This window comes from Anoxybacillus eryuanensis (assembly GCF_051200995.1).
Classification (GTDB): domain Bacteria; phylum Bacillota; class Bacilli; order Bacillales; family Anoxybacillaceae; genus Anoxybacillus; species Anoxybacillus tengchongensis.
On record NZ_JBPODS010000003.1, the window covers coordinates 285229 to 299470 of the forward strand.

Here is a 14242-nt window from a genome sequence, read left to right on the forward strand (position 1 = left end):
ACACGAAAAAGAAAAACGTTATGTATTCGTCATTTTATCATAAATCTTTAAAAGTATGCCAATAAAAACGTAAATGTGTACGAAAAGTTAGAAAACTTCCATTACTGCAACTATATGTGGAAAGAACAAGGCACATCATGCACCTTGTTCTTTCTCTTCTCATTATGCAACAACTTTGCTGTTCTCGACAAGGAAATCGATCGCTTTACGCATTTTTAAATCTTCTTTTAAGCCGTCCACTGTGCCTAAAAGCTCTTTTAACTTATCAACAGATAGGCTGTATAAGTTCGCCATTTCTTGCAATTCTTTTTCTACTTCTTCTTCTGTGACGTCGATGTTTTCTGCTTTGACGATCGCTTCAAGCGTCAATGTTACGCGAACACGTTTTTCTGCTTCTTCTTTCATTTGTTCGCGAAGTGCAGCTTCATCTTGTCCAGAGAATTGATAGTATAAGTCAAGGTTTAATCCTTGCATTTGTAAACGTTGTTCAAACTCGCGAATCATGCGATCTGTTTCATTTTTCACCATCACTTCTGGAATATCCATTTGTGCGTTTTCTGTCGCTTTTTGAACAACCGCATCGCGAAGTGCTGCTTCGGCTTCTTCTTTTTTCTCTTTTGTTAAGCGCTCTTTAATTTTTTCTTTTAGCGCATCTAATGTTTCGACTTCTTCATCTACATCCTTTGCAAATTCGTCATCAAGCGCAGGAAGTTGTTTTGTTTTAATTTCATGCAATTTAATTTTAAATACCGCTGGTTTACCAGCTAATTGCTCTGCATGATATTCTTCTGGGAATGTTACTTCAATATCTTTTTCCTCCCCAGCAGCCATGCCGATTAATTGCTCTTCAAATCCTGGGATAAATGTGCCTGAACCGATGACAAGGGAATAGTTTTCCGCTTTGCCGCCTTCAAACGCCTCACCGTCAACGAATCCTTCGAAATCGATGACAACTGTATCACCGTTTTCTACTGTTCCTTCTTCTTTCACAACAAGCTCAGCGTGACGCTCTTGCAAGCGTTTTAATTCTTGTTCTACATCTTCATCTGTTACAGTGTCATCTAACTTTTCAACTTCAAGCCCTTTATATTGGCCAAGTGTTACTTCTGGCTTCACAGTCACTTTCGCAGTGAAAATTAAGCTTTTTCCTTTTTCCATTTGCTCGACGTCGATTTCCGGACGATCAACTGGTTCAATACCTGTTTCTTCAACAGCTTTTGCGTATGCCTCTGGCAATAAAATATCTAACGCATCTGCGTACAATGATTCAACGCCGAAACGTTTTTCAAATAAAGAGCGAGGAATTTTACCTTTACGGAATCCTGGAATTTGTACTTTTTTCACTACTTTTTTAAACGCTTCATCTAATCCTTCATTCACTTTTTCAGCGTCTACTTCTACTGTAAGAACGCCTTGGTTGCCTTCGAGTTTTTCCCATTTCGCCGACATGCTTCTTTCCCTCCAACTTCAAAAATTCATGTAAATGAACTACATATATGTAGGCATACACGGTTTTATGTGTAATACAACCACTATATTATACCATACAATTATATACTTTCAACAGAGAGCCATAATTTTTCTGCTTCATAAAGTTTGGAAACGAGCGGATTTGTCCATATCGTTTGCCCTGTTTCACATTGCTCAACATATGTGTATAGCGCATTCGCCCATTGTTGTGCCGACTCTGTTGGAAGAAATGGATACATCACAAACATATAACGAAGCCATATTTGTTCACACCATTCATACATTGTCGGATTTTGTTTCGACCACGTTTGTTCAACAATGTCAAGCACTTGTTTCGTCCATTGTTTTTGTTTTTGTTCATCAATTCCGGCTGGAACAACAGTCATCGTTTGACCGAATTTTTTTACGGTCATCGGTTCTGTCACTTGTTCTCTCTTTAATATGTGTAACATTGTCGTTTTCACAATCGGGTGTTTCGCTTCATCACGCAAATAACGAACGAATATTGGCACTAGATGTGAAACGAGACGCAAATCAAGTTGCTGAAGGATACGAAGTTGTTTCGTCCATTCATTGCCTTGAAAAATCGATTCGTATTGTTTTGTCAGATGATCGTCATGCGAATGAATCATTTTTTCACTAAACTGTAAGAGCGGTAAAAACGGAGTGCAATCGATTCCTTTTCGTTGAAGTTTGTGAATAACTGCAACCACCTCGTCGTATCGTTGTAAATGAACGAGCATCGAAATGTATATCGCCCAATCCCCTTTGCCACGCTCTAACAGCTGTTCACATCTTTCTTTCGCTTCTTCTGCCTGTCCCATTTCAAACAAACAAACGACAAGCGCCATTTGTATATCATCATCATGTAATTGGAGTTGCTCTAACTGTACGAAATACGTATACGCTTCTTTATATCGCTTTCCTTTTAACGCACCCATTCCTTCCGCTAACAACCGCTCTTTTAAATAAGGATGCGGAACGATTTTTCGATTTTTCACATATACTCACCTTCGTTCACATTTGTCTTTAAGTGTAGCAATGTTTGCCGACAAACTCAACGAAAAACGCTCTCGACGAGTCGTCAAGAGCGTGCTTTTTCGTAGGCGATAATATATGGCTCATATACGAATGTTAAATCAATTTCGTCCCACCCTTTTAAAAGAAGCTGTTTTCGATACGGATCGATGTCGAATGAGCTCGTAAATCCTTCTTCATCAAAAACAACTTGTTGTTCAAGTGAAATCGTCAGTTCGTAATCTGATCGCTCCGCTTGTTTTAACAAATAAGCAACGTCTTCTTTTGGTAGTTTAATTGGAAGCAAGCTATTTTTTAAACAGTTGTTATAAAAAATATCGGCAAATGAAGGAGCAATAACAGCACGAAACCCGTAATCTGCAAGTGCCCAAGGTGCGTGTTCGCGCGATGAACCACATCCAAAATTTTCGTTTGCCACTAAAATCGTCGCTCCTTCGTTTTCAGGACGGTTTAACTCAAAATGTGGGTTTGGTGTTCCGTCCGGCAAATAACGCCAATCGTGAAAAAGAAATCGACCAAATCCAGTGCGCTCAATTCGTTTTAAAAATTGTTTCGGAATAATTTGATCGGTATCTACATTGGCTCGATCTAAACCAGCTACTTTTCCTTTATGAACGACGAATGGTTCCAACTTTTTCCCTCCTATCTCACCACTTCTTGATATAACGTGCGCACGTCGACAAAATGTCCGTAAATTGCAGCTGCTGCTGCCATTGCTGGACTGACAAGATGCGTACGCGCCCCTTTTCCTTGTCTCCCTTCAAAATTGCGGTTTGACGTTGAAGCGCAATGTTCCCCGGCTGGAACAGTATCTGGATTCATTCCAAGACACATGCTACAACCCGAATCACGCCATTCAAAACCTGCGTCAATAAAAATTTGCGCAATTCCTTCTTCTTCCGCTTGTTTTTTTACTTGTTGCGAGCCCGGAACGACAAGCGCTCTGACGCCTGGTGCGACTTTTTTTCCTTTTACAATTTGCGCCGCTTCCCGTAAATCGCCCATGCGTGAGTTTGTACATGATCCGATAAACACATGCTGCACCGCAATATCCGTCATTTTCATTCCTGGTTTTAACCCCATATATTCCAACGCTAACTGCACCGCTTTTTGTTCCGTTTCTGTCGCAAACTGTTCTGGATAAGGGACCGTTCCATCAATTGGAGAGCTCATCGCTGGCGTTGTTCCCCATGTCACTGTTGGAGCAATTTCACTTCCATCGATATGAACGACTCGATCATATACTGCTCCTTCATCCGTACGTAATTGTTTCCACTTTTCAACCGCCTGTTCAAACGCCTCTCCTTTTGGAGCGTATTTTCTTCCTCGTAAATATGCAAACGTCACGTCATCTGGGGCAATTAACCCAGCTCGTGCACCTGCTTCAATCGACATGTTACAAATTGTCATCCGCTCTTCCATCGACATACGACGAATGACATCGCCTGTAAACTCAAGCACGTATCCTGTTCCGAAATCTACACCAAACTTGCCAATGATCGCTAAAATGACGTCTTTTGCTGATACGCCCGTTGCTAACGAGCCTGTAACGTTCACTTGCATCGTCTTTGGACGGTGTTGCCATAACGTTTGCGTCGCTAATACGTGTTCGACTTCACTCGTTCCGATACCGAACGCTAATGCCCCAAAAGCGCCATGTGTAGACGTGTGGCTATCCCCACACACAATTGTTTTCCCCGGCTGTGTCAACCCAAGTTCGGGACCGATGACATGAACAATACCTTGTTCAGGACTATTTAAATCGGCAAGCGGAACGCCGAACTCGCGACAGTTTCGCTCTAATGCCGTCATTTGATTTTTCGCCACTTCATCTTCAATGACAAAACGATTGACCGTTGGCACATTATGATCCATCGTCGCAAACGTTAAATCTGGGCGGCGCACTTTTCTCCCTTTTTGCCGCAATCCTTCAAACGCTTGCGGCGATGTGACCTCATGAACGAGATGTAAATCAATATATAATAAATCCGGTTTTCCATCTTCACGATAAACAACATGTTCATCCCAAATTTTTTCAATAATCGTCTTTGGCGCCACCATCATCCCTCCTACACATACACTTGCATAATGCGTTCAATCGCTACATCATCTAAAATCGCATCTTTTACTTTTTCGACCATTTCTGTCGTTGATAATACACAATCGCCATGTTTAGCGATGTCAGCTGTGCGATACCCAGCATCTAACACTTGCTTGACTGCTCGTTCAACGATATCCGCCTCTTCTGTAAGTCCAAATGATAAACGAAGCATCATCGCTGCTGATAAAATCGTTGCGAGCGGATTCGCTTTGTTTTGTCCTGCAATGTCTGGTGCAGAGCCATGAATTGGTTCATATAATGCAGGTCCGTCAACAGATAAGCTTGCCGATGGAAGCATGCCAAGCGAACCGGTTAACATCGATGCTTCATCGCTTAAAATATCACCAAACATGTTTTCTGTGACAATGACGTCAAACTGTTTTGGCGAGCGGACGAGTTGCATCGCAGCATTATCGACAAGCATATGTTCAAGTTGAACGTCTGGAAAACGTTTAGCCACTTGCTCAGCTACTTCCCGCCACATCCGACTTGACTCTAACACATTTGCTTTATCAACAGAAGTTACTTTTTTCTTCCGCTTTTGTGCAAGTGTAAAAGCAAACGTAATGATCCGCTCGATTTCTGCTCGTTTATAAAACAACGTATCAACAACAGCTTCTTCGCCTTTTTCTATGCGTCGCCCACTCGGTTTCCCAAAATACAAGCCTCCGGTTAACTCACGTACGATGACAAAGTCTGCTCCTTCAATAACATGTGGTTTAAGCGGAGAAGAAGCGGCTAGACTCTCATAAAACGTAACAGGACGAATATTGGCAAACAAATTCATTTCTTTCCGAATTTGCAATAGCCCTTTTTCTGGCCGAACGTGAGGTGGATTATTATCCCATTTCGGTCCCCCAACTGCACCAAGCAATACCGCATCGCTTTGTTTGCATAAATGAAGCGTTTGTTCTGGAAGCGGTGTTCCTTCACGGTCAATCGCTTCTCCGCCAATCAATCCGTATGAAAAATGAAACGTATGTCCGAAACGATCACCAATCGCCTGTAAAATATTTACCGCTCCTTTTGTCACTTCTTTTCCAATGCCATCCCCAGGTAACACAGCGATACGATACATAAAAAACATCCCCCTTTGTTATTGCGCAGCGAGCGCTTGTTCTTCTCTCATTTTTTCGATGACAAACATGCGATTGACTGCATGAATATATGCTTTTGCTGATGCTTCTAGCACATCTTGCGCCGTTCCCCGACCGCTTGCTTCTTTTCCGTCGAGCGATACTTTCACATATACTTGCGCTAACGCATCCCGTCCGCTTCCGACAGATTCAATGCGATAATCAAGCAACGTCACCGGTAATTGCAACGCTTTTTCTAAAGCATTATATAGCGCCTCGACACTACCAGCCCCTGTCGCCGCTTCTTGAACGTCGTTTCCTTCCCCATCTTTTAATACAACAACGGCTGTTGGAATTTGATTTGTTCCGTATTGCACTTGAATCGAACATAATTGATAAAAGTTTTTATACGTATCTAGTTTTTCATCTAAAATGAGTGCAATTAAATCATCATCCGTAATATCTTTCTTTTTATCTGCTAAATCTTTAAAACGAACAAATAAACGATTCACTTCTTCCTCCGTCAATAAGTAGCCAAGCTCTTGAATGCGCGTGCGAAACGCATGGCGTCCCGAATGTTTTCCGAGCACCATCGAATTTGATTGCACCCCAACAAGTTGCGGAGATATAATTTCGTACGTTGTTTTTTCCTTTAACACACCATCTTGGTGAATGCCCGATTCATGAGCAAAAGCGTTTTTGCCGACGATCGCCTTATTTGGCGGCACAATCATCCCTGTTAATTTGCTTACTAAATTGCTCGTTCGTTTAATTTCTTGTAAATTCAAGCGCGTCTCTGCTTGGTAGTAATCTTTTCGAATATAAAGCGCCACCGCCACTTCTTCAATTGCTGCGTTTCCAGCCCGTTCGCCAATGCCATTAATCGTTCCTTCAATTTGCGTCGCTCCTGCTTCAATAGCAGCAAGCGAATTCGCGACGGCCATACCTAAATCATCGTGACAATGGGCAGATAGACTAATTTTTTCAATATTCCGAACATTTTTCTTTAAAAAAGAGAATATGTCACCATATTGTTTTGGAGTAATATAACCTACTGTATCTGGAATGTTAATGACGTTCGCTCCCGCTTCAATGACTTTCTCAATAATCGTTGCAAGAAACGGAAGATCGCTTCGACATGCATCTTCTGCTGACCATTGTACAATCGGGAAATATTTTTTTGCATAACGAACAGACTCAACAGCTGTTTCAATAACTTGTTCCGGTGTCATCCGCAATTTATATTGCATATGAATAGGTGACGTTGCGATAAATACGTGTAATCGTGGTTCCGCCCCATCTTTTAGCGCCTCCCACGCCGCATCAATGTCCGACTGAACAGAGCGAGAAAGACCTGTAACCGAACAATTGCGAACCGTTTGCGCGATCGCTTGAACGGCTTGAAAATCACCTTTGGATGCGGCAGGAAATCCCGCCTCGATGATATCAACACCGAGGCGTTCTAACTGCCGAGCGATTTCTAGCTTTTCATGCAAGTTTAAGTTGACGCCCGCAGACTGCTCGCCATCACGCAACGTCGTATCAAAAATGTTAATTTTTCGCACCGACTGTCACCACATCTTTCTGTTTAGCGTTGACAAACGGCATCATTTTTCGTAATTCGCGACCAACAATTTCAATTAAATGCTCGTTTTCTCGACGGTTGATCGCGTTAAACTCTGGACGATTCGCTTGGTTTTCTAAAATCCAACCTTTCGCAAACTTGCCTGTTTGAATATCTTCAAGCACTTTTTTCATTTCCGCTTTTACTGCGTCGTTAATAATGCGTGGCCCTGTCACAAAGTCGCCCCATTGTGCTGTATCAGAAATGGAATAACGCATACCTGCTAAACCGCCTTCGTACATTAAATCAACGATCAGCTTTAGCTCATGTAAACATTCAAAATATGCAATTTCTGGTTGATATCCCGCTTCAACGAGCGTTTCAAATCCTGCTTTAACAAGAGCAGTTAATCCACCGCAAAGAACCGCTTGTTCACCAAATAAATCCGTTTCTGTTTCTTCTTTAAACGTCGTTTCAATAACACCTGCTCGAGCAGAACCAATCGCTTTCGCATACGCCAGCGCCGTTTCTTTCGCTTCACCAGTCACATCTTGATAAATGGCAATTAACGCCGGCACACCAGCTCCTTCTGTATATGTGCGACGTACTAAATGACCAGGACCCTTTGGTGCAACTAAAAAGACGTCAACGTCGCTTGGCGGAACGATTTGATTGAAGTGAATATTAAATCCGTGCGCAAACACGAGCGCGTTCCCAGGCTGTAAGTTTGGTGCGATTTCTTCTTTATATACTTTCGGTTGATGTTCATCTGGAAGTAAAATCATCACAATGTCGGCTTGCTTTGTTGCTTCACTAACCGGTAAGACGACAAATCCATCTTGCTCTGCTTTTTCCCATGACTTTCCTTTACGCAATCCAATGATGACATCAACACCACTATCGCGTAAATTTTGTGCATGGGCATGACCTTGAGAACCATATCCGATAATTGCTACTTTTTTCTCTTGAATGTAAGCTTCGTTTGCATCGCCATTGTAATATACTTTTACCATAATAAAATCCTCTCCTTTTAAATAATAAATAGTGATTTATTTGTTGATGATGCGCGTTGTAAGCCGCGCGGAAACGCCGTTGTTCCTGTTCTTGCAACTTCCTTTAATCCGTATGGCTTTAATAAGTCAATGAGCGCATCAATTTTTTCTGGCTCACCGGTCACTTGAACGACGAGACTATCGCGTGCTACATCGACAATTGCGGCACGAAACGGTTCAATAAGCGTATAAATTTCCCCGCGCGTTGCCGGCGTGACCGCCACTTTAATTAAGGCCAGCTCTCGAACAATAATTGCTTGATCGGTAATATCGACAACTTTTAATACGTCAATTTGTTTGTTTAGCTGTTTTGTAATTTGTTCGGCAATGCGTTCATCATCTACATTGACGACAAACGTCATGCGTGAAATGCCTTCCGATTCGGTATGACCAACTGTGATGCTTTCAATGTTGTAATGCCGTTTTGTAAATAAACCTGTAATACGGTTTAATACGCCCGGACGGTTATTGACCGTCATTGTAATAATGCGCTTCACCATTTCACCCCCACCATCTCATGTAATCCTTTTCCTGGCGCAACCATCGGATATACGTTTTCACCTGGATGAACGTGAAAATCGAGTAAAACCGGTGCGTTCGTCGCAAGCGCTTCTTTCAGTACGTATTCCGCTTCTTCCTCCGTCGTCGCCCGCATCGCTTTGATGCCGTATGCTTCCGCTAAACGGACAAAATCGGGTTGATTCGGAATGAGTGAATGAGAATATCGTTTTTCGTAAAAAATTTCTTGCCATTGACGAACCATACCGAGCGCTTGATTGTTGACGATGACGATTTTAATCGGCAAATTTAACTCTTGAATAACAGATAGCTCTTGCAAAGTCATTTGGAATCCTCCGTCGCCAACGATCGATATGACCGTTGCTTCTGGTTGTGCCAATTGCGCTCCGATTGCCGCTGGCAACCCAAATCCCATCGTCCCTAGTCCACCTGATGTGACCCAACGATGCGGATGTTTAAATTTATAATATTGAGCAACCCACATTTGATGTTGACCCACATCTGTCGTGACAACCGCCTCACCATTTGTATATTCATGAATCATTTCAATGAGTCGCTGTGGTTTTAGTACGCCCGGTTCTCGTTTATACATAAGCGGATATTCTCTTTTCCATTCATTTAGCTTGTTAAGCCACTCTGATACATCTGGTCGCTTTCCGTTTTGTTCAATTAACTGAATAAGCGCTTCTTTCGCATCACCAACGATCGGAATTTTTGTCGGTACATTTTTTCCGATTTCTGCTGGATCAATGTCGATATGAGCCACTGTCGCTTTTGGTGCAAAGTGAGCCAAATTTCCAGTCACCCGATCATCGAATCGTGCACCAATATTAATGAGTAAATCACATTCGTACAACGCCATGTTTGCAGTGTACGTTCCATGCATTCCTGCCATTCCAAGAAATAGCGGATGATCGGCAGGAAATCCGCCAAGTCCCAAGAGTGTATGGATCACCGGAATATGTTGTTGTTCAGCATATTGTTTCAACTGTTCATGAGCATTCGCATGAAGAACACCTGCTCCAGCTAGAATGACCGGCCGTTTCGCTTGGCTAACTGCCTCGACAAGCTTGCGAATTTGTAAATGATTCGGTCTGGTTGTGGGCTGATAACCTGGTAACTGGACTTCCTGTTCATAATCAAACTCCGCTTCTGCGACAGACATATCTTTTGGGATGTCGATTAATACAGGACCTGGACGTCCAGTCGTTGCAATATGAAACGCTTCTTTAATGATTTTTGGCAGCTCATGTACATCGCGTACTTGGTAACTATGCTTCGTAATTGGCATCGTAATTCCTAATACATCAGCCTCTTGAAAGGCATCCGAACCGATGACATTTGATGCTACTTGCCCTGTAAAAACGACGAGCGGAATAGAATCCATCATCGCGTCCGTTAAACCTGTCACGATATTTGTCGCCCCTGGTCCTGATGTAGCAATGACAACACCAGGTTTTCCAGAAATGCGCGCATATCCTTCCGCTGCATGAATGGCACCTTGTTCATGACGTGTGAGCACGTGAAACACACCTGACTCATACAGCTTGTCGTAAATCGGTAATACAGCCCCTCCTGGATAACCGAAAATCACTTTCACGTTTTCTGCTTTGAGCGCTTCAATCAACATAAGTGCTCCACATAACGTTTGCTTTTTTGCCACTCTTTCTTTCACTTTCATATTCGCTGCCATTTTTTCACCCCTAAAAAAATGTGAAATAAGAAAAGCCTTCTCACCCCTCCATCGGTCCATGTGGACCAAAGGGGCGAAAAGGCTTGCATCCTTCCCGCGGTACCACCCTTCTTCGTGGCAAAGCCACCTCAGGAGCGTGCAACTATCGTCGCAACGCTCGTTTTAATAACGAGTGACGTGCACCCGTCCGTCCCTACTGGATTGTATCGTTCAGGACGGCACTCCGAGGGGAGTTCACGAACGGAGACATCACCGGCTCCCAGCTACCCCGGCTCTCTGTAGATGTCTAACCCGTTCGCTACTTATCCTCTTCAACGCTTTTTCTTTATTCGTTTGTTATCCAGCATTAACATTTTGTGTAGCATATACTTTTACGCCTTCAGAAACAACTCGTTTGCGAAACTGTTCTAACAATCGTTTCGTATGTTCACCAGGCACACCGTCACCGATCACTCGACCATCGACTTTGACGACGGCAATGACTTCTGCTGCAGTTCCTGTTAAAAACACTTCATCTGCTGTGTACACATCGTGACGAGTAAACGGCTCTTCTTTGACGACATAGCCGAGGTCTTTGGCGATGTCGATGATCGCATCGCGCGTAATACCTTCAAGAGCCCCGACATATCCTGGTGGTGTATATAACACGCCATTTTTGACGATAAATACGTTATCTGCTGATCCCTCAGCGACATAACCTTGGTCGTTGAGCATAAGCGCTTCGCTGACGTTTGCTAAATGCGCCTCAATTCGCACTAATACGTTGTTTAAGTAGTTTAATGATTTTACTTTCGGGCTTAATACATCTGGACGGTTTCGTCTTGTTGCTACGGTAATCACTTCGATGCCCGTTTCATACAAATGTTTTGGGAAGATTGCTAACGGTTCAACAATAACAACAACTTGTGGCTTTGGGCATTTGTATGGATCGAGCCCAAGATCGCCAACCCCTCGTGACACAACGACGCGAATGTATGCATCCTCAAAGCCGTTTTTTTGCACCGTTTGAACGATAATATTTGTTAATTCTTCTTTTGTGTACGGAATGTTTAATAAAATCGATTTCGCTGAATTGTATAAACGATCAATATGCTCTTTCATGCGAAACACGTTGCCGCTATACACGCGAATGCCTTCAAACACTCCATCCCCATAAAGAAAACCGTGATCATATACAGAGATTTTTGCATTTTCTTTTGTAACAAATTCATCGTTTAGAAAAATCCACTGTTCACTCAATGTTTTTCCCCTCTTCCCCTGTTCGCCGTCTCTTGCTTCTTCTGTTGATTGCGACTTTTGTTAGATTTATTTGAAAATTATCATACGCCCATTTACCAAAACAGTCAATACTATTTCATTGAATTTTTTGATTATTTAGATTAGTTTAAATGTTATGTATCCGCTTACATAATTGATATATCAAGGAAAAGAAAAGATGTAAAAATTTTTGAACATTTTTTGACCAAAGAAAATCCCCTTGCTTATGCAAGAGGTTTGTTAGCGTGTGTATACGCTGATGTTTATTCGATGAAGCGAAATCAGACGTGCTCTATCCAGCTGAGCAATATCGAGTAAGCAAAATAAAAATCCCCTTGCCCAAGCAAGGGGATCTTTAGCGTCCCAGGAGAGATTCGAACTCCCGACCGACGGCTTAGAAGGCCGTTGCTCTATCCAGCTGAGCTACTGGGACATATTATCGTGGTTTGGACAATTGTTATTGTAATGATGTTTATAAAAAAAGTCAATAGGGGCATTAGAATTTTCTTGCCCCTATTGTGTTGTGTATGTCGTTGTTAAATCATGAAGCAGTTGGCCGTCGGTATTGTAAAAATGTACGGTTGTATTTTTTTCATCTATGTGGAGCATGGCGTATGTTTTTTCACGGCGCATGCGCGGCAAATAAATGCTCCCCGGGTTGATGAAAAGGACGTCATCGATTTGTTCACATCCTGCAATATGTGAGTGACCGAAGCAGACGATGCCAGCTCCGACTTCTTTCGCTTTATAATATACGTTCATAAGCGTCATTTTGACGTTATATAAATGACCGTGTGTAACGAAAAAGCGAACGCCTTTGATTTCTTCAACAAGATCAGTTGGGAAACGACGCTCGTAGTCACAGTTTCCTCGCACAACAAGCATGCCTTGCAAAGCTGCATGGTCGCTTGTTAACTCGGAGTCACCACAATGAATCATTGCATCGACATGTTGTTTATGGCGTGAGACGATCGTTTGTAATTCGTTTGTCAATCCGTGGCTATCGCTTAAAATTAATACGTTCACGACTCATTCCCCTTTTCAAACAGCTTGTCCCATATATGTAAAAGATGTTGTAATGCCTTTGCCCGATGGCTGATTTCATTTTTCTCTTCTTTTGTTAGTTGGGCCATTGTTCGTTGTTTTTCAGGAACAAAAAAAATCGGATCGTACCCGAAACCATTTTCCCCTATCGGTTCTTCTGTTATATATCCTTCACATACACCATCTACTGTTATCACATCTCCGTTTGGTTTGGCAACAGCGAGCGTGCAATGAAAACGGGCTGTCCGTTGTTCAAAAGGTACACCTTGCAACTTTACAAGCACTTTTTCAATGTTTGCTTGATCGTTTTTTCCCTCGCCGGCGTAGCGAGCCGAGTATACGCCCGGCTCGCCGTCTAACGCATCAACGATTAATCCAGAATCATCTGCAATCACTGTTTCATGAAGCATATTGGCGATCGTCGTTGCTTTTAGTATAGCATTTTCTGCAAACGTTGTTCCCGTTTCTTCAACATCTGGTATGTCGTTATAGTCAAGAAGAGAGAGAACTTCGATTCCTTTTTTTGCAAAGAGCTGCTGAAACTCCGCTACCTTCCCTTTGTTTTTTGTGGCAATAATCATTCGCTTCACTTCGTCTTCTCCCCTTCCGAACGATGTTGCATAATCTGTTCAGCGATCGGGCCAAGCGCTTCTTTTTGAAGGATAATAAGCTCATGAATGCCTTTTTCAGCAACCGTTAATAAATCGAGCAATTGCTCATAAGAGAACGTCGCTTCTTCCCCTGTTCCTTGAATTTCAACAAAGCGCCCCGATCCTGTCATGACAATATTCATATCGACATGTGCTTTTGAATCTTCAACGTAATTTAAATCTAAAATAATGCCATGATCTTCATCGATTCCGACAGATGTAGCAGCTAAAAAATCTGTAATCGGAAGTGCCGACAATTTCTTTTCTTCAACCATTTTTCCGAGCGCCAATGCCATGGCAACAAACGCTCCTGTAATTGATGCTGTACGCGTTCCACCATCCGCTTGAATCACATCGCAATCAATCCAAATTGTTTTTTCCCCTAATTTTTGTAAATCAACAACAGAACGGAGTACACGACCAATTAATCGTTGAATTTCCATCGTTCGTCCTGACAACTTCCCTTTACTTGCTTCGCGAATATTTCGTTGCTCTGTCGCACGAGGAATCATCGCATATTCTGCGGTAATCCACCCTTTTCCACCTCCACGCATAAACGGTGGAACTTTGTCTTCGATGCTTGCTGTACAAATAACTTTCGTATCGCCAATCGAAATAAGTACAGACCCCTCCGGATGTTTTAAATAGTTCGGCTCAATATGTACAGGACGAAGTTCGTCATTTGTTCTACCATCTACTCTCACACAAAATCCTCCTCAATATATGTTCACGAAATAAGAGGCAGGAGCACTGCCTCTCGACGATGAATCTTTATATA

General features: G+C 42.5%; 13 protein-coding genes, 1 tRNA gene and 1 other annotated feature. All 14 genes read right to left on the reverse strand.

Going from position 1 to position 14242, the window contains the following annotated elements; genetic code table 11:
• Positions 1 to 162: 162 nt before the first annotated feature.
• The 14 genes from tig to rph all read right to left on the reverse strand — a co-directional run bounded on the left by tig (position 163) and on the right by rph (position 14168).
• Positions 163 to 1449, reverse strand: coding sequence for a trigger factor (gene tig, locus HNQ84_RS06040; RefSeq protein ID WP_032100248.1), 1287 nt, complete (start codon positions 1447 to 1449; stop codon positions 163 to 165).
• A gap of 101 nt (positions 1450 to 1550) precedes the next feature.
• The gene (locus HNQ84_RS06045; RefSeq protein WP_435621503.1) at positions 1551 to 2471 is read right to left on the reverse strand and encodes a DUF3196 family protein; all 921 of its coding nucleotides are present in this window, start codon (positions 2469 to 2471) and stop codon (positions 1551 to 1553) included.
• Positions 2472 to 2554: 83 nt separating this feature from the next.
• Positions 2555 to 3139, reverse strand: a complete 585-nt coding sequence (leuD, locus tag HNQ84_RS06050; protein WP_435621504.1) for a 3-isopropylmalate dehydratase small subunit — start codon at positions 3137 to 3139, stop codon at positions 2555 to 2557.
• An 11-nt stretch (positions 3140 to 3150) separates the two neighbouring features.
• Positions 3151 to 4566: a 3-isopropylmalate dehydratase large subunit gene (leuC, locus tag HNQ84_RS06055; protein WP_435621505.1), complete on the reverse strand. Its 1416-nt coding sequence runs from the start codon at positions 4564 to 4566 to the stop codon at positions 3151 to 3153.
• Positions 4567 to 4577: 11 nt separating this feature from the next.
• Positions 4578 to 5687, reverse strand: coding sequence for a 3-isopropylmalate dehydrogenase (leuB, locus tag HNQ84_RS06060; RefSeq protein ID WP_055440016.1), 1110 nt, complete (start codon positions 5685 to 5687; stop codon positions 4578 to 4580).
• A gap of 18 nt (positions 5688 to 5705) precedes the next feature.
• Positions 5706 to 7250: a 2-isopropylmalate synthase gene (locus HNQ84_RS06065; protein ID WP_435621506.1), complete on the reverse strand. Its 1545-nt coding sequence runs from the start codon at positions 7248 to 7250 to the stop codon at positions 5706 to 5708.
• Positions 7237 to 8262, reverse strand: coding sequence for a ketol-acid reductoisomerase (gene ilvC / locus HNQ84_RS06070; protein ID WP_055440018.1), 1026 nt, complete (start codon positions 8260 to 8262; stop codon positions 7237 to 7239). The genes HNQ84_RS06065 and ilvC overlap by 14 nt, the downstream gene beginning before the upstream one ends.
• A 17-nt stretch (positions 8263 to 8279) precedes the next feature.
• Complete coding sequence (gene ilvN, locus HNQ84_RS06075) at positions 8280 to 8798, reverse strand: acetolactate synthase small subunit (RefSeq protein ID WP_435621539.1); 519 nt, start codon at positions 8796 to 8798, stop codon at positions 8280 to 8282.
• The gene (gene ilvB / locus HNQ84_RS06080) at positions 8795 to 10513 is read right to left on the reverse strand and encodes an acetolactate synthase large subunit (protein ID WP_055440019.1); all 1719 of its coding nucleotides are present in this window, start codon (positions 10511 to 10513) and stop codon (positions 8795 to 8797) included. Before ilvB ends, ilvN begins: the two co-directional genes overlap by 4 nt.
• Before the next feature lie 66 nt (positions 10514 to 10579).
• Positions 10580 to 10837 (reverse strand) — a binding site (T-box leader).
• 12 nt (positions 10838 to 10849) lie between these two features.
• The gene (gene ilvE, locus HNQ84_RS06085) at positions 10850 to 11752 is read right to left on the reverse strand and encodes a branched-chain-amino-acid transaminase (RefSeq protein ID WP_055440020.1); all 903 of its coding nucleotides are present in this window, start codon (positions 11750 to 11752) and stop codon (positions 10850 to 10852) included.
• A gap of 377 nt (positions 11753 to 12129) precedes the next feature.
• Positions 12130 to 12203: transfer RNA gene (locus HNQ84_RS06090), tRNA-Arg, on the reverse strand.
• A gap of 80 nt (positions 12204 to 12283) precedes the next feature.
• Positions 12284 to 12796, reverse strand: coding sequence for a metallophosphoesterase family protein (locus HNQ84_RS06095; protein ID WP_435621507.1), 513 nt, complete (start codon positions 12794 to 12796; stop codon positions 12284 to 12286).
• On the reverse strand, positions 12793 to 13404 hold the full coding sequence (locus HNQ84_RS06100; RefSeq protein WP_435621508.1) for an XTP/dITP diphosphatase: 612 nt from the start codon (positions 13402 to 13404) through the stop codon (positions 12793 to 12795). Before HNQ84_RS06100 ends, HNQ84_RS06095 begins: the two co-directional genes overlap by 4 nt.
• Positions 13401 to 14168: a ribonuclease PH gene (gene rph, locus HNQ84_RS06105; protein WP_435621509.1), complete on the reverse strand. Its 768-nt coding sequence runs from the start codon at positions 14166 to 14168 to the stop codon at positions 13401 to 13403. Before rph ends, HNQ84_RS06100 begins: the two co-directional genes overlap by 4 nt.
• Positions 14169 to 14242 lie beyond the last annotated feature (74 nt).

Coding starts and splice junctions, on each gene's coding strand:
- leuB (WP_055440016.1), bottom strand. CDS start 5,687: ATGTATCGTATCGCTGTGTTACCTGGGGATGGCATTGGAAAAGAAGTG.
- ilvB (WP_055440019.1), bottom strand. CDS start 10,513: ATGGCAGCGAATATGAAAGTGAAAGAAAGAGTGGCAAAAAAGCAAACG.
- ilvC (WP_055440018.1), bottom strand. CDS start 8,262: ATGGTAAAAGTATATTACAATGGCGATGCAAACGAAGCTTACATTCAA.
- tig (WP_032100248.1), bottom strand. CDS start 1,449: ATGTCGGCGAAATGGGAAAAACTCGAAGGCAACCAAGGCGTTCTTACA.